This window comes from Streptomyces sp. NPDC005774, from assembly GCF_042871645.1.
GTDB lineage: Bacteria > Actinomycetota > Actinomycetes > Streptomycetales > Streptomycetaceae > Streptomyces > Streptomyces pratens.
Genome location: NZ_JBIAIV010000031.1, coordinates 18,307 through 35,422 on the forward strand (window position 1 = coordinate 18,307; position 17,116 = coordinate 35,422).

The window sequence follows — 17,116 nt, forward strand, 5'->3', positions numbered from 1 at the left end:
CGCCCCGACCGCGCGCCTCACCCCGTCGGCGCGGCGGCGGCGATCAGCCGGTCCAGCAGGGCGATCAGCACATTCCTGGACGACGTCCGGTCCCGTGCGTCGCACAGCAGCACCGGGACGCCCTCGGGCAGCGTCAGCGACTCCCGGATGTCCTCGACCGGGTACGGGTGCTTCCCGTGGAAGCCGTTCACGGCGATGACGAACGGGATGCCCCGGCGCTCGAAGAAGTCGACCGCGGCGAAGCTCGACTCGGGCCTGCGCACATCGATCAGGACCACCGCGCCCAGCGCGCCGAGGGACAGGTCGTTCCACATGAACCAGAACCGCTGCTGGCCCGGCGTGCCGAACAGATACAGCACGAGGTCGTCGGAGACGGTGATCCGGCCGAAGTCCAGTGCCACGGTGGTGGCACGTTTCTCCTCGATGCCGTCGAGGTCGTCGACGCCCAGGCCCGCCATGGTCAGCGGTTCCTCGGTGCGCAGCGGGGCGATCTCGCTGACCGAGCCGACCATGGTGGTCTTGCCCACGCCGAAGCCCCCGGCGATCAGGATCTTGACCGTGTCGGGTGCCGGACGCTCGGTGGGCGCCGGAGCGGTGATGTCAGAGCCGGCCAAGGCCGTCCCTCACTTTCTGCAGCAGATCCAGGTCCGGTGTGGTGCAGGTGACGTGATGCGGCGGGCGGACGGTGATCCGGCCCGCTTCCAGCAGGTCGCAGAGCATGATCACGACCACGCTCACCGGGAAGTCGAGGCGCGCCGCGAGTTCCGCCACCGCGACGGGCTCCGTGCACAGCCGCAGGATGCGTGTGTGCTCGGGCTGGGGCCGGGCGGCCTCCACGGGCTGGGGCTCGACCGTCGTCACCATCGTGATGAGCGTGAAGTCGGCGCGGCTCGGCCGTGTCCGCCCACCGGTCAGCGTGAACGGTCGGACGAGCCGGCCCGCGACATCGCCTCCGTCCACCTCACGCGCCGGAGCCGGAGGGGTCTGCCGTGCCCCGGGGTGCCGCGCTGAGGTGCTCACCGATCTTCTTCACCAGCATGTTCATCTGGTAAGCGACCACACCGACGTCCGCACCCGGGCCGGTGAGCACCACGAGATGGGCGCCGGGCCCGGCCGAGGTGAGGATCAGGTAGCTGTTGGCCATCTCGATGAGCGCCTGGCGCACCGGGCCGCCGCGGAAGTCCATGCTGACGCCCTTGCTGAGACTCATCAGCCCGGACGCGGTGGCCGCCAGACGTTCCGCGTCGTCGCGCAGGAAACCGGTGGACTTGCTGACCACCAGCCCGTCCTCGGACAGGACCACGGCCTGGTTCACGTCGGCGACCCGCTCCACGAGTCCGGTCAGCAGCTGATCGAGCTGGGTGTGAGTGGCGGGTATGGGGCGTGTCATGACTGTGTTCCTTCTTCGGTGTTCGGTGTTCGGTGTTCGGTGTTCGGCGTTCAGCGGTCGGCGGGCGGTGTCGAGAGCTCTCGGGAGGCGGCCGATACCTCGGCGGGCACTTCTGTGGGTACCCCGGAGGACGCCGTCGTGTCGTCATCGGCGGCCGGCCGCACGGCATCGTTGTCGGCCCCGGCGTCGTCACGTGCCTCGAACGTGCCGCGCTGGAAGCCGGCGAGGGAGGAGGCGGCGTGCTCCGCCGTGAAGTCCTCGGCGTCGTCCTCGACGTCCGGCGTCGCCACCTCCTCACGGAGTTCGGCGGCCAGGCTGGTCTGCGGCACGCGGCGGGGGAGCGGGGTGAGTCCGTTCGGCCGGGACGCGGGGGCGGCGGTGTCCGGGCGGGCGGCGGCCCCGGAGCGGGACGGCAGCGGCGGCGGCACGTCCGGGGTGCCCGGGGCGTCCGGGACGGATGCCCCGTCGGCGCTGTCGGCCCCGGCCGCCGTGTTCGCCTCGCTCGTGGCGTGTGTGACGTGTGCCGGCTCACGGTCCGTGACGCCGACGGCCTCGTCGGCGAGGGCGGGCGTGGCCTCCTGGGGGGCGGGCGCGGCGTTCCGCACCACGATCGCGTGCGGGATCAGCACGATCGCCGCCGTTCCGCCGTACGGCGACGGGCGCAGGGTGACGGTGATGCCGTGCCGGTGGGCCAGCTGGGAGATCACGAACATGCCGAGCCGGAGGTCGTCGGCGAGCGCCACCACGTCGAACTGCGGGGGACTGGCCAACTGGGTGTTGATCGAGGCGTAGTCCTCCTGCGACATGCCCAGGCCCCGGTCCTCGATCTCGACGGCGAGGCCCTTGGCCACCACCGCGGCGCGTACCCCGACGGGGCTCGGCGCCGGCGAGTACACCGTCGCGTTGTCGATCAGCTCGGCCAGCAGGTGGATGACGTCGGCCACCGCGGGCGGAGCCAGCGCGACCTCCTCGTCGGTGTGCACGTCCACCCGCTGGTACTCGGCGACTTCACCGACGGCGCTGCGCAGGATGTCGATCAGCGCGACCGGCTCGCTCCACGAACGGCCGGGCCGCTCGCCGCTGATGATGACGAGGTTCTCCTCGTAGCGGCGCAACTGGCTGGCCGTGGAGTCGAGTTCGTACAGTCCCTTGAGGACCTCGGGGTCGGTGTGCGTGCGTTCCAGCAGGTCGAGCTTGCTGAGCTGGAGGTTGACCAGGTTCTGGCTCTGGCGGGCGATGCCCAGGATGACCTTCTGGAAACCGCGCCGGGTGTCGGCGAGTTCGACCGCCGTGTGCACGGCGGTGCGCTGCGCCGTGTTGAACGCCTGGGCGACCTGGCCGAGTTCGTCGTGGCCGTAGTCGAGGGGCGTGATCGCCGACTCGGCGTCGACCTTCTCGCCCCGTTCCAGCCGCGCCACCACGTCGGGCAGCCGCTCCTCGGCCAGGCTGAGGGTGGCCATGCGCAGCCCGCGCAGCCTGAGGGACAGGGAGCGGGTGATCCGCCACGACATGCCGACGCTGAGCAGCAGGGCGATCAGTCCGCCGGCGCTGAGCGAGGCCGCGGTCAGCAGCATGCTGCGGGCCTCGTCGGCGCTGCGGGTGAGCAGCGCGCCGGTCTGTTCCTCGATCAGGGCGGCGTACTGGGGTGCGACCTTGTCCAGAGCGGCGTCCCACCGCTTCTGTGCGTCCGGCAGGCTGATCCTCCGGTCCTCGGCCGTGGGACGGGAGTCGCGTACCTCGTCCTCGACCTCCTGCAGGGTCCGCCACTCGGGGCTCTGCAGGATCTGCTCGGCCTGTGTCTTGGTGCTGCCGCGCAGGAACGGCACGATCTGGGCCTCGACCAGCCAGCGGCGGGTGGTGACCAGCTCCGCGAAGGTGGCCCAGGACTCGTCCTCGAGCTTTCCGGACGGCCAGGCCAGGGTGAGGTGCGCGTTCTCCTGGGAGAGCACCTCCGCCGCCTGCTCCAGCGAGACCAGCGGTCCGGCCTGGGAGGTCAGGTCGCCGTCGTCGACCTGCGACAGCTGCTGGAAGGCGTGGATCTGGTCCTGGATGATCGAGGAGTAGTGGTCGAGCGCCTGCTCGGCGGTGATGTCGCTCGGCTTGTCCACCTGGTTCCGGTAGTACTCCAGGCTGCCCACCGAACCCAGCACCGAGTACAGCGGGTCCGACACGCGGGCCGGTGCCTCGGCGATCGCGTCGGCCTGTCCGACCAGTCTCGCCACCGCGGCGTCGGTCTTCTCGCGCTGCGCGTCGAGGGCGGCCCGGGAGTCCTTCGGCGAGGCCAGCCAGGCGGCGGTCAGCCCGCGCTCCCGCTGCAACGCCAGGGTCGCGTCGGTGCCCATCGCGCCGGTCGACCGGCTCAGCTCCGTCTGGGAGCGGAGCCGCAGTCCCTCCGAGAACATCTGGATCGTCGTCACGCCCCACATGGCGGTGAGGGTGACGGTGGGAACCAGTGCCAGGAGGACCAGCGAGAGACGTATGGAGCCGAGACGGCGCCGGGCACCTGTCCGTGGAGACATCGTCGTCCTAGAGCGGTCGGATCATCGGAAATGCGGGCAGAGGGCAGGAGGGGGACGGGCTGCGGACGCGTGCGGAGGGCGTACGTCCGGTACGTCACAGGTGATGCGCAGGATGCTATCCGCACAAGTGACCGTACGGTCCGTTCGTAACCGAATCCTTGGGTACGTCCTCACCGGATGTGTCCGTCACCGGGTGCCGTTGGCGGCGAACTCCGCGACCGAGGCCGCGTTGTTCTTCGTGACGAACGCCGGCCCGGTGAGCACGGGCGACACCCCGCCGCCGCTGATGTTGCCGTTGGTCCGGTACAACCACAGCGCGTCCACGGAGAGATAGCCCTGGAGGTAGGGCTGCTGGTCGACGGCGAACTGGACGTCACCGCCGCGGACGGCGTCCACCAGCTCCTCGGTGAGGTCGAAGGAGGCGACCCGCGCCCCGGTGTCCGCCTTCTTGGCGGCCTCGGCCACGAGGAGGCCGTACTGCGCGCCGTTGGCGACGACCTCGTCGATGGTCGGGTCCTGCCGCAGCGTCGCGGTGACGATGCCGGAGACGGCGCGCTCGTCGGAGCCGTCCACGTAGAGATTCTCGAACTTGCCGTCGAACGTCTTCCGCATGCCGGCGCAGCGCGCCTCCAGTCCGACATTGCCCCGCTCGTGGATGACGCAGAGGGCGTTCTTGGCCTTCAGCTCGTTGAGCTTGTTGCCCACGGCCTGGCCCGCGACGCCGTCGTCCTGGCCGAAGTACTCCAGCAGCCCCGACGACTTCCAGGCGTCGATACCGGAGTTGAGCCCGACGACGGGGATGCCCGCCTTGCGTGCCTCCTCCACCGGCCCCTTCATCGCCTGCGGCTTGGCCAGCGTCAGGGCGATGCCGTCCACCTTGTCGCGGACGGCGTTGCGCACGAGCTCGGCCTGGCCCTCCGGGTCCGCGTCGCTCACATACGTGAGGTTGATGCCGTCCTTCGCGGCGGCGGCTTCGGCGCCCTTCTTCACCCGGTCCCAGAAGATGTCCCTCTCACCGCCGTGCGTGACCATCACGATGCTCATCCCGTCGCCGGCCGCGCCCGCGCTCTTCGCATCCGAGGAGTCGTCGGCCGTGTCGAAGACGGAACAGCCGGTCGCCATCAGGACGACGGCTGCCGCCAGGGCTGTGAGGCGAACGGGCCGTCTCGGGAAACCGTGGGCCGGGGGACGAGTGTTCATGAGGGAGCGGACCTCGCTGTACGCCGAGCTGGAGGAGAGGGGAGGGGACGTGAACAGGGGACGTGAGCAGGGGCGGAGCCGCGGCGTGTACGCCGATTGGGTGACTCCCGCTGGGACGGGAGCCAATCGCGTCTTGCTACTGGTAGTCAAGTGACCAGCCACGTGAAGTGAGACGATGCTGCCGCATTGTGATGAACGGTGAGGTCTGAGGCGACAGGGGCGGAAGGGGCTCCTTTGCATCGAACCGCGTGGACGGTACGGAACCTGCTCCGCGGCGCCCGGACGGCCGACCTCCAATCAACTTCCCCCGAATTCCTGGTTGTTCACGGGCCTTCATGGGTGTGCGCGGGCGGCATGCGGCACTCGGGCGGCCGGGTCTCTTCGCGCGGGCACCAGGCGGCTCCGCACCTTCCCGTTCCCCCGGCCCACCGGGCGCCGGCCATCGGGAACAGCCCTTTCGGCGGGGGGCGAGTTCCCCTTGAGGCCGCTCACCGTTCTCTTTCGCCCGCACACCTGCCACACTCAGATACCGGACGCGCTGTTTTCTTTCCGCGCCCGTAGCTGATTTGCCGGATGTATGCCGCGTCACGGGGTGAACCGGTGTGATGAGCGCAGTCGCAGGGTGAGTTATTGTGTACGCGCGGTAAAAACAAACAGCATGACCCGTTCCTTTTCGGCCCAGGAGTTCAGCCCATGGCGAGGCAGGTACGCGCCGAGCAGACCCGCGCGACGATCATTACGGCCGCCGCCGATCTGTTCGACCGGCAGGGCTATGAATCGACCAGTCTCAGCGACATCGTCGAGCATGCCCAAGTCACCAAGGGAGCCCTTTACTTCCACTTCGCGGCGAAGGAGGACCTGGCCCACGCGATCCTGGAGCTCCAGTCCGCCACCTCCCGCAAACTGGCCAGGGACACCGAGACCCGGGGCCACACCTCACTGGAGGCGCTGATGCGCCTCACCTTCGGCATAGCCCGCCAGTCGGCCGAGGACCCCGTCCTGAGGGCCGGGCTCCGCCTCGCCACCGGGGGCACCCGGCCGCGTCCGCCGCTCAGTCACCCGTTCACCGAGTGGACGGACATCGTCACCGCCCGACTCGTCGGCGCGGTCAAGGAGTCCGACGTCCATCCCGACGTCGACATCGACGTCGTGGCTCACTCCCTCGTCTGCTTCTTCATCGGCACCCGCGTTGTGGGCCGCTCCCGGGAACCCGTCGCCCGGCAGCCCCGCCGCACCGCGGAGATGTGGCAGATCCTCATCCGGGGCCTGGTCCCGGTGACCCGCAGGGCCCGCTACCTCAGCCTGGCCGCACGGCTGGAGCGGGAGATCGCCCCCGTCTGACCCCCGTCTGACCCCGTCTGCCGCTTCCGCCGGGCCGCTGGGCCCCCGGCTGGGGCGGTTCCAGGGCCCCTCCGTCCCGTCGGTGGGGCCGATCCCGCGGCCCGGCGCCGCGCGTTACGGTGAGCCGCATGCCCGACACCCCCACCGCCCCCGTGCTCCTCGGCAACCGGCCCGGATCGTTCCCGCACAGCGTGCTCACCGAGCGGCACCCCGCGATCATCCGGCAGGTACGCGACGCCTTCCCGTACGAACCCGAGCAACAGCACGCCCTCGACGCCCTGCTGGCCAACTGCACCGAGGGCACGATCGAACCCCTCCCCGCCGACGCCCACGACCGGGAGCGCTGGGCGGCCTGGGGGATGGACGCGTACGCCGGACAGTCCTGGCACGACGTGCCCTGGCTGTGGTCCGAGAGTTGGTTCTACCGCCGACTGCTGCAAGCAGTCGGCTACTTCGGCCCCGGCCCCTGGAAGGGCATCGACCCCTTCCGACCCTCCAAGCGCGCCGAACTCGACTCATCCGCGACGGACGACGAACTCGCCGCGCTCGACGGCCTCGCCGGCCGGCCCGCGGACGAACAGGGGCAGGCCCTGCTGCACGGCTCCCTGTGGGGCAACCGCGCCGACCTCGGCTTCCGGCTCTCCGCCGAGGGGACCGACCTCGCGGCAGCCGTCCCCGCGCTGGTCGCCGACGACAGCGAGAGGCTGTGGTCGCTGCTGGACGCCTCCCCCGCGGGCACCCTCGTCCTGGTCGCCGACAACGCCGGACGCGAACTCGTCCCCGATCTCCTGCTCATCGCCCACCTGCTGGACCACGGAACCATCGGCCGGGCGGTGTTGCACGTCAAGCCGTACCCGTACTACGTCTCCGACGCCACGACCGCCGACGTCGTCGACGCGCTGCGCCGACTGGTCGAGGCCCAGGGAGCGGCGGCCGGTTACGGGCGCAGGCTCTGGGATGCCCTGTCCGACGGACGGCTCACCCTCCGCGCCCACCCGTTCTCCTGCTCCCCGCTGCCGTACGAGGAGATGCCCGACGACCTCCGCGCCGACTTCGCCCCGGCCGCGGTCACCCTCGTCAAGGGTGATCTCAACTACCGCCGCCTGGTGGGCGACCGTACCTGGCCCCCCACCACACCCTTCGCCGACGTCACCGGTTATTTCCCCGGACCGGTCGCCGCCCTGCGCACCCTGAAGTCCGACGTCGTCACCGGCCTGGCTCCCGCAACGGAGAAGGCACTGGTCGCGGCTGAGGAACAGCGCTGGCGCACCGGCGGCACCCACGCGCTGATCCAGGTACGGGCGTAGCGATCCGCGCTCCCGTACCGGTACGGCGGTCTCGCGTACTCGGCACTCGCGTACTCGCGTACTCGGCATTCCCGCACCGGCATTTCGACATTTCGGCGAGGGTTCACGCGATGGTGTGATCATGTCCGGGCCGGTGGATGCCGCCACGGGTCCACGGGTAGTGCCGGGCCATGACCCAGCCGTTCGTACTTCCGCACTTCTACCTGCCGCACCCCGCGCGGCTGAACCCGCATCTCGAGGAGGCCCGCGCCCACTCGTCGGTGTGGGCGCGCGAGATGGGCATGCTGGAGGGATCCGGAGTCTGGGAGCAGGCCGATCTCGACGCGCACGACTACGGCCTGCTCTGCGCCTACACCCACCCCGACTGCGACGGGCCCGCCCTCTCCCTGATCACCGACTGGTACGTGTGGGTCTTCTTCTTCGACGACCACTTCCTGGAACTGTTCAAACGCAGCCAGGACCGCGAAGGCGGCAAGGCCCACCTGGACCGGCTGCCGCTGTTCATGCCGCTGGACCCGGCGACCCCGGTGCCCGAGCCGCACAACCCGGTCGAGGCGGGCCTCGCCGACCTGTGGGCGCGCACCGTGCCCGCGATGTCCGAGGACTGGCGCGCCCGGTTCGCCGTCGCCACGGAGCACCTTCTCAACGAGTCGTTGTGGGAGCTGTCCAACATCAACGAGGGGCGGATCGCCAACCCCGTCGAATACATCGAGATGCGCCGCAAGGTGGGCGGCGCCCCGTGGTCGGCGGGGCTCGTCGAGTACGCGACCGCCGAAGTGTCCGCCACCGTCGCCGGAACCAGGCCGCTCAGGGTGCTGATGGAGACGTTCTCCGACGCCGTGCACCTGCGCAACGACCTGTTCTCCTACCAGCGCGAGGTCGAGGACGAGGGTGAGAACAGCAACGGCGTCCTCGTCCTGGAGACCTTCTTCGGCTGCACCACCCAGCAGGCCGCCGACACCGTCAACGACATCCTCACCTCGCGGCTGCACCAGTTCGAGCACACCGCGTTCACCGAAGTCCCCGCGGTCGCCCTGGAGAAGGGCCTCGCCCCGCACGAGGTCGCGGCCGTCGCGGCGTACGCGAAGGGGCTGCAGGACTGGCAGTCCGGCGGCCACGAATGGCACATGCGCTCCAGCCGGTACATGAACGAGGGCGCACGGCAGGCCAACCCTTGGGAGGTCCCGACCGGGCCGGGGACCTCGGCCGTCGACGTACGCGGCCTGCTCGCCGCCGCGGGCGCGGCGAGGCTGCGGGCGCACGCCCATGTGCCGTACCAGAAGGTCGGCCCGTCGCTGATCCCCGATCTTCGGATGCCGTTCCCGCTGGAGCTCAGCCCGCACCTCGACGCCTCGCGGAGCACCCTCGTCGACTGGTGCCACCGGACGGGCATCCTGAGCGAAGGCGTGTGGGACGAGGACAAGCTGGACGCCTACGATCTTGCGCTGTGCTCCGCCGGAATCGACCCGGACGCCACCCCCGCCGCCCTCGACCTCAGCGCGCAGTGGCTCGCCTGGGGCACCTATGGCGACGATTACTACCCGCTCGTCTACGGCCATCGCCGTGACCTCGTCACCGCCCGGCTGACCACGGCCCGCCTGTCCGACTGCATGCCCGTCGACGGTGAACCGGTGCCCCCGGCGACCAACGCCATGGAGCGGGCCCTGACCGACCTGTGGGCCCGCACCACTGCGGCCATGACCCCTGAGGAACGGGTGCCGCTGAAGAACGCCGTGAACGTCATGACCGAGAGCTGGCTGTGGGAACTGGGCAACCAGATCGTGCACCGCGTGCCCGACCCGGTCGACTACCTGGAGATGCGCCGGCAGACCTTCGGCTCCGACCTCACCCTCGGCCTGTGCCGGGCGGGCCACGGCCCCGCCGTCCCGCCGGAGGTCTACCGAAGCGGCCCGGTCCGTTCCCTGGAGAACGCGGCGATCGACTACGCCTGCCTCCTCAACGACGTCTTCTCGTACCAGAAGGAGATCGAGTTCGAGGGCGAGATCCACAACGCGATCCTCGTCGTGCAGAACTTCTTCGGCTGCGACTACCCGACGGCGCTCGGCATCGTCCATGACCTGATGAGCCGTCGCCTGGACCAGTTCGAGCATGTCGTGGCACACGAGCTGCCCGTGCTGTACGAGGACTTCGGACTGTCCCGGGAGGCACGCGCGATCATGCGGGACTATGTGCTGGATCTGCAGAACTGGATGGCGGGCATCCTGCACTGGCACCGCAGCGTGGACCGCTACAAGGACGCGTGGCTCTCGGGCCGGGCCCACGGCTTCCTGCCGGACCGCACACCCGCGGTACCCATGACTACCCGTATCTGAGGGAAAGTCAGTCTCACTCTTTCGTGGCTCGTCGGCCTCCGCCGGTCCGGGTAGCACTCCAGGCGGAGGCGATCCATGGAACAGACGGCGTTGCGACCCAAGCCGATGCCCGGCCGTGAGACGGCCGGGGCCGGAGACACGGGTGGGGGTGCGGACAGGGATGGAAACGGGAGGGGGGAGGGACGTGGGGGTGGGGCCGGGTCCGGGGCCCGGCGCGGTTCCGGCCGGCCGCGTCCGCATGCCGCGCGGCGGCGGCGGGGGCGGCGGCTGAGGACCACACTGTTCGCGATGTTCCTCGGCACCGTCCTGGTGCTGTCCGGGGTGGGCGTCGGGGCGATGGGTGCCACGGTCGTCGGCGCGGACGGACTGGCCGAGTTGCAGCGCCAGGCGGGATTCGTGGGCGCTGCCGGGCCGTCCGCGCGGTCCGGGCCGTCGGCGTCGGGGGCCTTCCCCTCCCCGTTGTCCGCGCCCGTCGTCGCCAGGCTCGGCGTGGAGGTCGTGGACGACAGCGGGCCGGGAGCCCTGGTGGTGGGCGTGCATGTGCCGGGTCCGGGGTTCGCGGCGGGCCTGGTGCGGGGCGATGTGCTCCTCGCCTTCGGCGGCACCCGGATCGACACGGCCGCCGACCTGGTGGGCGCGGTCGTCCGGGCGAGACCGGGTGCCGGGGCGACCCTCACGGTGCGCCACCGCGGCGGCGACTTCCAGCAGCTCACGGCCGTCCCCGGCCTTGTCACCTGAGCACCGGGGGAGGGGGGTCGCCGGAGCCGGCGCGCCCCAGGGGGCCGCATCCGGAGGGGCACGTCAGTGCGGCATGGCCGGCTCGTGTGCGAGCGGAGCCACTCCCCGGGAGTACCGGACGCGGTGACATGCCGGACGGACACGGCACACCGGCTCGCGCCGCCCCCGCCCGCCGGGCAGGATGCTGTCCATAGCCCCTGCCACTGCCCCGGGAGGTCCGGATGACCGGCAGTACGTCCGCGTCCTGCACCACGCCCGGTGCCGCGTCCTGCACCGCCGCCGACGACGGGTCCCGGACCCGTACGGAGCGTGCGGCGGGGGAGACGGTCATAGTGGACTGAACGGCCCCACTTCCCCTCCCCGCCCACCGAACGACAGCGGCGCGACCATGACCCAGGCACCGACACCCACCGCGGACACCGTCCGCCGGCTGGCCCGCACCCTCCTCAAGGACGAGGGGGACGGTGAGAGCGCCGACGTACCGGAGGTGCGGCCCGTCGGCGAGGGCGCCGGGCCCGCCACCTGGTGGGTCGGCACCCGGCAGGTGCTGCGCCTCGCACTCGACCGGGAGATGAGCACACGCCGGCGCCGCGAGCTGAGGCTGCGGGAACTCGTCCGCCCGCACATCCCGGTCGCGGTGCCGTCGAGCCTGGCGCACGGCGAGTGGGCACCAGGCCTGATCTGCACCCTGGAAACCCGGCTGTCCGGCGGGTCGGCCGAGGAGCACCGGGTGTCCGCCGTCGGGGAGACCGATCTGGCCGGGCTGCTCACCGGGCTGCGCGAGGTACCGGCGCGGCAGGCGGAGACGCTCGGCGTGCCGCGTGTCCCCCCACGTTCCCTGGAGTCCCTGCGCCGGGCCGCCGGAGAAGCCGCCGAACGGCTGGCCGCCGCCGACGAGTTCGCCCCGCACCGCATGCGGCAGCTCACCCCCTCCGCCGCAGTCCAGCTCAGGGCCCAGTCCGGCTCGCCGGTCCTCGTCCATCACGGCCTCACGGGCGCGCATCTCGTGGTCAGCGCCGACGGCCGGGTGCGTGGGGTCCTCGGCTGGGCCGGGGCGGCGGTCGGCGACCCCGCCGAGGACATCGCGGGCCTGGCGCTCGCCGTGGGCTCCCCGGCCGCCGTACGCGCCGCCACCCTCGCCGGCTACGGCGCCCGCCCCTGTCTGCGCGGCCTGTGGCTGGCCCGCTGCGACGCGGTCCTGCACCTCGCCGAGGCGCTGGGCGGCGGGGGCACCGGACCGCTGCCGCCGCTGCGCGTCCGGCTGCGCCGGGCCTGGGAGGCGATCCTGCTGGAGCGGGTGACGGACCTCCGCAGCACCGACGACATGCCATAGCCGCGCGCCCGAGCCGCGCGCCCCGGCGGACGGGATCCGGCGGACGTGCCCGCGGCCGGGTGCCGCGGGCCGGCGCCCCGGGCACTCAGTGCTGCAGGAGCACCACCGCGGACTCGCCGGGCAGGTGCAGCACTCCGTCCGCGCCCGGTACCCCGACGGGCTCCCAGGCGGCGAGTACGCGCGCGTGCGGGACGCCCAGCGCGATCGCGGCCGGTTCACCGGACAGGTTCACGGCCACCAGCACGTCCCCGCGCCGGAAGGCGAGCCAGCGCCGGTCCTCGTCGAAGACCACCTTGGTGTCGGCGAGGTCGGGGTCGGTGAGGTCCGGCTGCGCGTGACGCAGCGCGACGAGCTGCCGGTACCAGGCCAGCATGCGCGCGTGGGGCTCGTGTCCCGGCTCCGACCAGTCCAGGCAGGAACGGTCGCGGGTGGCCGGGTCCTGCGGGTCGGGCACGTCCGCCGCGGCCCAGCCGTGCGCCGTGAACTCCCGCCGTCTGCCGTCGCGCACGGCCTTGGCGAGTTCGGCGTCGGTGTGGTCGGTGAAGAACTGCCAGGGCGTGCCCGCCGCCCACTCCTCGCCCATGAACAGCATCGGCGTGAACGGAGCGGTCAGCGTGAGGACCGCCGCACAGGCCAGCGCGCCGGGGGAGACCAGCGAGGCCAGCCGGTCGCCCCGGGCCCGGTTGCCGATCTGGTCGTGGGTCTGGCTGTAGCCGAGGAGCCGGTGCCCGGCGATGCGCGTACGGTCCAGGGGCCGCCCGTGCCGCCGGCCGCGGAACGAGGAGTACGTGCCGTCGTGGAAGAAGCCGCCGGAGAGCGTCTTGGCGACCGCCGCGAGCGGGGCGCGCGCGAAGTCGGCGTAGTAGCCCTGCGACTCACCGGTCAGCGCGGCGTGCAGGGCGTGGTGGAAGTCGTCGTTCCACTGGGCGTGCAGTCCGTGACCGCCGTCCGCGCGGGGCGTGACGTACCGGGGATCGTTCCGGTCCGACTCGGCGATCAGGAACAGCGGCCGTCCGGTGTCGGCCGACAGGGCGTCCACGGCCGCCGCCAGCTCCTCCAGGAAGGGGAGGGCGCGGGTGTCCGCCAGCGCGTGCACCGCGTCCAGCCGCAGCCCGTCGATCCGGTAGTCCCGCAGCCACGCCAGCGCGCTCCGGACGAGATACGTCCGCACCTCGTCCGAACCGGGGGCGTCCAGGTTGACGGCGGCGCCCCACGGAGTGTGATGGGTGTCGGTGAAGTACGGGCCGAACCGCGGAAGATAATTCCCGGACGGCCCCAGATGGTTGTGCACCACGTCGAGGACGACGCCCAGACCCAGGGAGTGCGCCCGGTCGACGAACCGTTTCAGCGCCTCGGGGCCCCCGTACGGCTCGTGCACCGCCCACAGCGAGACCCCCTCGTACCCCCATCCGTGACGGCCGGGGAAGGGACACACCGGCATCAGCTCCACATGGGTGACGCCCAGCCCGGCGAGATGCTCCAGCCGCTCGGCGGCGGCGTCGAACGTGCCCTCGCGCGTGTACGTGCCCACGTGCAGCTCGTACAGGACGGCGCCGGGCAGCGGACGCCCCTCCCAGGCCGCGCGCCAGGCGAACGCGTCGTGGTCGACGACGGCGCTCTCCCCGTCGGGTCCGTCCGGCTGCCGGCGCGAGCGCGGATCGGGCAGGACCGGCCCGCCGTCCAGCGCGAAGCCGTACCGGGAGCCGTCCCGCGCGTCCGCCTCACCCCGCCACCATCCCTCCTGCTGCGGATCGCGCGTCATAGCGCGCGTGACGCCGTCGCACCGGAGCGTCACGTCATCGGCCTGCGGTGCCCACACCTCGAACTGCACGGACGGTTCCCCTTCGTCTGCTCACCGTGATGTAGCTCGTCCATGGTGCTGCATCGGAGATCGATCCGCCGGTGAATGTTCCCTTTGCGGTGGTGTCGCCGCCTCGGGAGCGGAGCGGCCTTACGGTGCTTCTGTCGTCTCCTGGACAGTGCGGCCCATGCTGGCCGACAATCAGCAGTGTGACGTCGTCATTCGAGTTCAACACGTACCCCGCGCGGCTCTCCGACGTGGAGCGCGACAAGGCGCTGAAGGTACTGCGGGACGGCGCCGCGGTGGGGCGGCTGTCCCACGACACGTTCATCCGGCGCATGGAACTGGCGCTCGCGGCCCGGTGCCCCGACGAACTCGTCCCGCTCACCGCCGACCTGCCCACCGAGGGCCGCGTCTCGCGTCTGCTGTTCTCCTCCGTGGAGGCGGTCTCCGGGTTCACGGTACGGCTGCGCGGGGCCTGGCGGGCCGAGCGGCTGCCGAAGCTGCTGCTGCCCCATCCGGCGACCACCCACCCGCTGCGCATAGGGCGCGACCCCGCCAACGGGCTGAGGCTCAACCACGAAACGGTCTCCCGTGTGCACGCGGAACTCCGTCAGCAGGGCGGCCTGTGGGTGCTGCGCGACCTCGGGTCCACCAATGGCACGACGGTGAACGGGCGTCGGGTGGTCGGCGCGGCCGTCGTCCGGGAGGGCGACCAGATCGGCTTCGGACGGATGACGTACCGGCTCACGGCGAACTGACCGCCCACGCACGGCCGGACGGCGTCCGAGTACGGCGCCGGACAGCGACTGCGTCCAGCCGGACCGTGTCCGCCTGCGGACGGACGGCCGCGGCGTCCATGGGCGCGACAGAAGTTCGCCGAACTCCCTTTGTCCTCTATGGTGTTGATGTATCCCCCGAAATCATGACTCACTGTGGGTGTCTCGTGCACTCCTCGTGGGAGGTGAATTGACGAACCGACGGCGCCACTTCGTGGAGAGTGTGCCCTGCCACCCTCCTGCGCCACCGGCTGGTCACGACCGCCGGCCGTGATCCGGCGGGGGTGCCGCCGGAACTGGAACCGGACCGGCTCATCGACGCGCGGTGCGCCGACTACCACGACACTTACGGGACACGCCGGATCCCGGTCGCACGTCAGGTCGAGTACCAGGCGCGGGTCGTGGCTGCCGTGTTCGAGCCGGCCGTGCGACGCCCGGGCGCACCTTCCCGTTCGGGTGAGCCGGGCTGGGGTTCCGGCACCGTCGTGCCGATGTATCCGGAATGACGTACACCTCACTGAAAGCGGTACGGGGCGCGCTGCTGGCGGCGACCGCCCTCCTCGCCTGCCTCGTACCCACCCCCGCGCAGGCGGACCCGGGCCCCCGGGGCGCCGACACCTCCGACAACTGGCTCGTCCTCGGCGTCGACCAGGGCGAGACCCGGACCGGCACGGCACCCGGCAACCTGCTCCTCTGCGACCCGCCCCAGGGCCACCCGCGGGCGGCCGACGCCTGTGCGGAACTCGACGCGGTGAACGGGCGCATCTCCGGCATCCCGGCCCGGGACACGTACTGTCCGATGCTCTACGCCCCGGTGACGGCACACGCGCACGGGCAGTGGCGGGGACAGCGGGTCGAGTACACGGAGACCTTCTCGAACCGGTGCGCGATGGAGGCCCGGACCGGCTCCGTGTTCGCCCTGGGCGGGCCACAGCCCTCATGAGGCCTCGGGAGCGGGCGGGTCAGCCCGTTCCCGCTCCCGTACCCGTACCCGCGCGGGCGTGCAGTGCCGCCGCCACGACGGTACGGACCTGATGCTCCACCTGGTGCGCCACGGGCACCCAGCGGGCCCGGAAGTGCACGGCGAACGAGTCGCTCCACAGGGCGACCAGGTGCTCGAGCTGTGCCGCCGCGTGCGGGTCGCTCTCCCGCAGCTCCCGCAGCAGCATGGCCGCCGCCCGCAGCGGCACCCGGCGCGTGAACGCGTCCACGCTGCCCACGTACGCCCTGGTGCCGTCGGGCGGCCGGGTGCGGACCAGGTCTCCGGCCAGCCCCGGGACCAGCTCCAGCCCCCAGGTGGCCGCCCGCAGCAGCGGACCGCCGGCGGTACCGGCGTCCTCCATGGCCCCGGGCCGGGCCTCCTCCAGCACCTTTCGCACCTCGCGCGCGTCCCGCAGCAGCCGGTCCGCGAGATGCCGCAGCGCCTCGGCCGGAGCCGGGTGCGGCTCCGGATCGTCCACCAGGCCGCCGGCCCACATCGGTACCTCGACGACCGCGGTCAGGCCGCCGTACCGGTGGGGGCGGTACCAGGTGCTGTGCCGCGCGTCGTCCGGCAGGCTCGGATACACCGGCCCGGCCTCCGCCGCGGGCATCACCCGCACCCCGGGACCGGACACCGGCCAGCCCGCCGCGTCCGAGGCGCCCGTCTCCACCGGGATGTGCAGTTCCGCGGCGGACTTGCCGAACGGCTCGGCGAGCCCCGGCACGTCCCTCGTCAACTGGACCCAGCTGCCGCCCAGATCGGTCCCGTGCAGCGACACCTGGAGGTAGGGCCGCAGCTCGTCGATGACCCCGGTCAGGGCCAGGGTCTCGGGCGGCAGCCGGTCGGGCGGCAGGACCGACGGGGCCCACTCGGGCTGTTCCCGGCCGGCGGGACGGAAGAAGCCCAAGTGGTAGTCGTACAGGCTGTCCGGTTCCGTCGCCGTGTGGAGGCTCGCCCCGTCGGGGTCCGCGCACAGCAGGAAGTGCCAGGACATGTCGTCCCGCAGCTCCCGCTCCACCACGACCCGCCGGGCCAGCGCGAGCAGTGTGCCCCCGCCGGCCGGCTCGTTGGCATGGGCGCCCGCGACCACCAGCACGGCACGCCGGGCGTGGCCCACGGACAGCAGGTGCAGCGGCCGCCCCGCGCGGGAGAGTCCCACCTGCCGCAGGACGCACAGGCCGGGCCGCCGGGCCGTCAGCGCGCGGGAGGAGGAAACGAGTTCGGCCACCGTCGGGTAGCGCAGCTCCGGCAGGAGACCCACCCCCCGTCAACCACCCGTCGTCGCACATCGCAGTACCCCACGGGCACGGACCGGTGTCAAGGGTGCGACGGGGGAGGCCCCGGGGGGCGTCCGCGGTCCATATGACCGGCACCTGCGCCGCCCTGTCCCACC

The 17,116-nt window shown here is 72.0% G+C and carries 15 protein-coding genes; 8 read left to right on the forward strand and 7 right to left on the reverse strand.

Features of this window, described 5'->3' with window-relative positions; translation table 11 throughout:
- Positions 1-17: 17 nt before the first annotated feature.
- From ACFYQA_RS25130 to ACFYQA_RS25150, 5 genes are all read right to left on the reverse strand, one after another.
- Positions 18-614: an ATP/GTP-binding protein gene (locus ACFYQA_RS25130; protein WP_388921958.1), complete on the reverse strand. Its 597-nt coding sequence runs from the start codon at positions 612-614 to the stop codon at positions 18-20.
- Positions 601-960 carry a DUF742 domain-containing protein gene (locus ACFYQA_RS25135; RefSeq protein WP_388921961.1) on the reverse strand — a complete coding sequence of 120 codons (360 nt, stop codon included), beginning with the start codon at positions 958-960 and terminating at the stop codon, positions 601-603. Before ACFYQA_RS25135 ends, ACFYQA_RS25130 begins: the two co-directional genes overlap by 14 nt.
- Before the next feature lies 1 nt (position 961).
- Positions 962-1,390, reverse strand: a complete 429-nt coding sequence (locus ACFYQA_RS25140) for a roadblock/LC7 domain-containing protein (RefSeq protein ID WP_388921964.1) — start codon at positions 1,388-1,390, stop codon at positions 962-964.
- Between the two features lie 50 nt (positions 1,391-1,440).
- On the reverse strand, positions 1,441-3,909 hold the full coding sequence (locus ACFYQA_RS25145) for a nitrate- and nitrite sensing domain-containing protein (RefSeq protein WP_388921967.1): 2,469 nt from the start codon (positions 3,907-3,909) through the stop codon (positions 1,441-1,443).
- Positions 3,910-4,095: 186 nt separating this feature from the next.
- Positions 4,096-5,109 carry a substrate-binding domain-containing protein gene (locus ACFYQA_RS25150; RefSeq protein ID WP_388921970.1) on the reverse strand — a complete coding sequence of 338 codons (1,014 nt, stop codon included), beginning with the start codon at positions 5,107-5,109 and terminating at the stop codon, positions 4,096-4,098.
- Between the two features lie 693 nt (positions 5,110-5,802).
- On the opposite strand from ACFYQA_RS25150, the gene ACFYQA_RS25155 reads away from it, so the two are divergent.
- From ACFYQA_RS25155 to ACFYQA_RS25175, 5 genes are all read left to right on the forward strand, one after another.
- Positions 5,803-6,450: a ScbR family autoregulator-binding transcription factor gene (locus ACFYQA_RS25155; RefSeq protein WP_388921973.1), complete on the forward strand. Its 648-nt coding sequence runs from the start codon at positions 5,803-5,805 to the stop codon at positions 6,448-6,450.
- A gap of 128 nt (positions 6,451-6,578) precedes the next feature.
- Positions 6,579-7,757, forward strand: coding sequence for a damage-control phosphatase ARMT1 family protein (locus ACFYQA_RS25160; RefSeq protein ID WP_388921976.1), 1,179 nt, complete (start codon positions 6,579-6,581; stop codon positions 7,755-7,757).
- Positions 7,758-7,927: 170 nt separating this feature from the next.
- Positions 7,928-10,090, forward strand: coding sequence for a germacradienol/geosmin synthase Cyc2 (cyc2, locus tag ACFYQA_RS25165; protein ID WP_388921979.1), 2,163 nt, complete (start codon positions 7,928-7,930; stop codon positions 10,088-10,090).
- A 75-nt stretch (positions 10,091-10,165) separates the two neighbouring features.
- Entirely contained in the window at positions 10,166-10,828 is a 663-nt protein-coding gene (locus ACFYQA_RS25170) for a PDZ domain-containing protein (protein WP_388921981.1), read from the forward strand.
- A gap of 388 nt (positions 10,829-11,216) precedes the next feature.
- A complete protein-coding gene (locus tag ACFYQA_RS25175; protein ID WP_388921983.1) occupies positions 11,217-12,161 on the forward strand; it encodes an aminoglycoside phosphotransferase family protein in 945 nt (314 codons plus the stop codon).
- A gap of 85 nt (positions 12,162-12,246) precedes the next feature.
- Here the strand turns inward: ACFYQA_RS25175 and treZ are convergent, their stop codons facing one another.
- The gene (gene treZ / locus ACFYQA_RS25180; RefSeq protein WP_388921985.1) at positions 12,247-13,992 is read right to left on the reverse strand and encodes a malto-oligosyltrehalose trehalohydrolase; all 1,746 of its coding nucleotides are present in this window, start codon (positions 13,990-13,992) and stop codon (positions 12,247-12,249) included.
- Between the two features lie 179 nt (positions 13,993-14,171).
- On the opposite strand from treZ, the gene ACFYQA_RS25185 reads away from it, so the two are divergent.
- From ACFYQA_RS25185 to ACFYQA_RS25195, 3 genes are all read left to right on the forward strand, one after another.
- Positions 14,172-14,723 (forward strand): FHA domain-containing protein, encoded by a 552-nt coding sequence (locus ACFYQA_RS25185; RefSeq protein WP_388921988.1) that lies wholly within the window; start codon positions 14,172-14,174, stop codon positions 14,721-14,723.
- Between the two features lie 239 nt (positions 14,724-14,962).
- Positions 14,963-15,247, forward strand: a complete 285-nt coding sequence (locus ACFYQA_RS25190; RefSeq protein WP_388921992.1) for a hypothetical protein — start codon at positions 14,963-14,965, stop codon at positions 15,245-15,247.
- Positions 15,244-15,684, forward strand: coding sequence for an SSI family serine proteinase inhibitor (locus ACFYQA_RS25195; protein ID WP_388921995.1), 441 nt, complete (start codon positions 15,244-15,246; stop codon positions 15,682-15,684). Before ACFYQA_RS25190 ends, ACFYQA_RS25195 begins: the two co-directional genes overlap by 4 nt.
- Positions 15,685-15,703: 19 nt before the next feature.
- Here ACFYQA_RS25195 and ACFYQA_RS25200 read toward each other — a convergent pair whose 3' ends face one another.
- The gene (locus tag ACFYQA_RS25200; RefSeq protein ID WP_388921998.1) at positions 15,704-16,984 is read right to left on the reverse strand and encodes a M14 family zinc carboxypeptidase; all 1,281 of its coding nucleotides are present in this window, start codon (positions 16,982-16,984) and stop codon (positions 15,704-15,706) included.
- Between the last annotated feature and the right edge of the window lie 132 nt (positions 16,985-17,116).

What these genes read in the sequence shown, in the direction of transcription:
- ACFYQA_RS25155 (WP_388921973.1), top strand. Translation starts at nt 5,803, where the DNA reads ATGGCGAGGCAGGTACGCGCCGAGCAGACCCGCGCGACGATCATTACG.
- ACFYQA_RS25195 (WP_388921995.1), top strand. Translation starts at nt 15,244, where the DNA reads ATGACGTACACCTCACTGAAAGCGGTACGGGGCGCGCTGCTGGCGGCG.
- ACFYQA_RS25170 (WP_388921981.1), top strand. Translation starts at nt 10,166, where the DNA reads ATGGAACAGACGGCGTTGCGACCCAAGCCGATGCCCGGCCGTGAGACG.
- cyc2 (WP_388921979.1), top strand. Translation starts at nt 7,928, where the DNA reads ATGACCCAGCCGTTCGTACTTCCGCACTTCTACCTGCCGCACCCCGCG.
- ACFYQA_RS25175 (WP_388921983.1), top strand. Translation starts at nt 11,217, where the DNA reads ATGACCCAGGCACCGACACCCACCGCGGACACCGTCCGCCGGCTGGCC.
- ACFYQA_RS25145 (WP_388921967.1), bottom strand. Translation starts at nt 3,909, where the DNA reads ATGTCTCCACGGACAGGTGCCCGGCGCCGTCTCGGCTCCATACGTCTC.
- ACFYQA_RS25150 (WP_388921970.1), bottom strand. Translation starts at nt 5,109, where the DNA reads ATGAACACTCGTCCCCCGGCCCACGGTTTCCCGAGACGGCCCGTTCGC.
- ACFYQA_RS25160 (WP_388921976.1), top strand. Translation starts at nt 6,579, where the DNA reads ATGCCCGACACCCCCACCGCCCCCGTGCTCCTCGGCAACCGGCCCGGA.
- ACFYQA_RS25140 (WP_388921964.1), bottom strand. Translation starts at nt 1,390, where the DNA reads ATGACACGCCCCATACCCGCCACTCACACCCAGCTCGATCAGCTGCTG.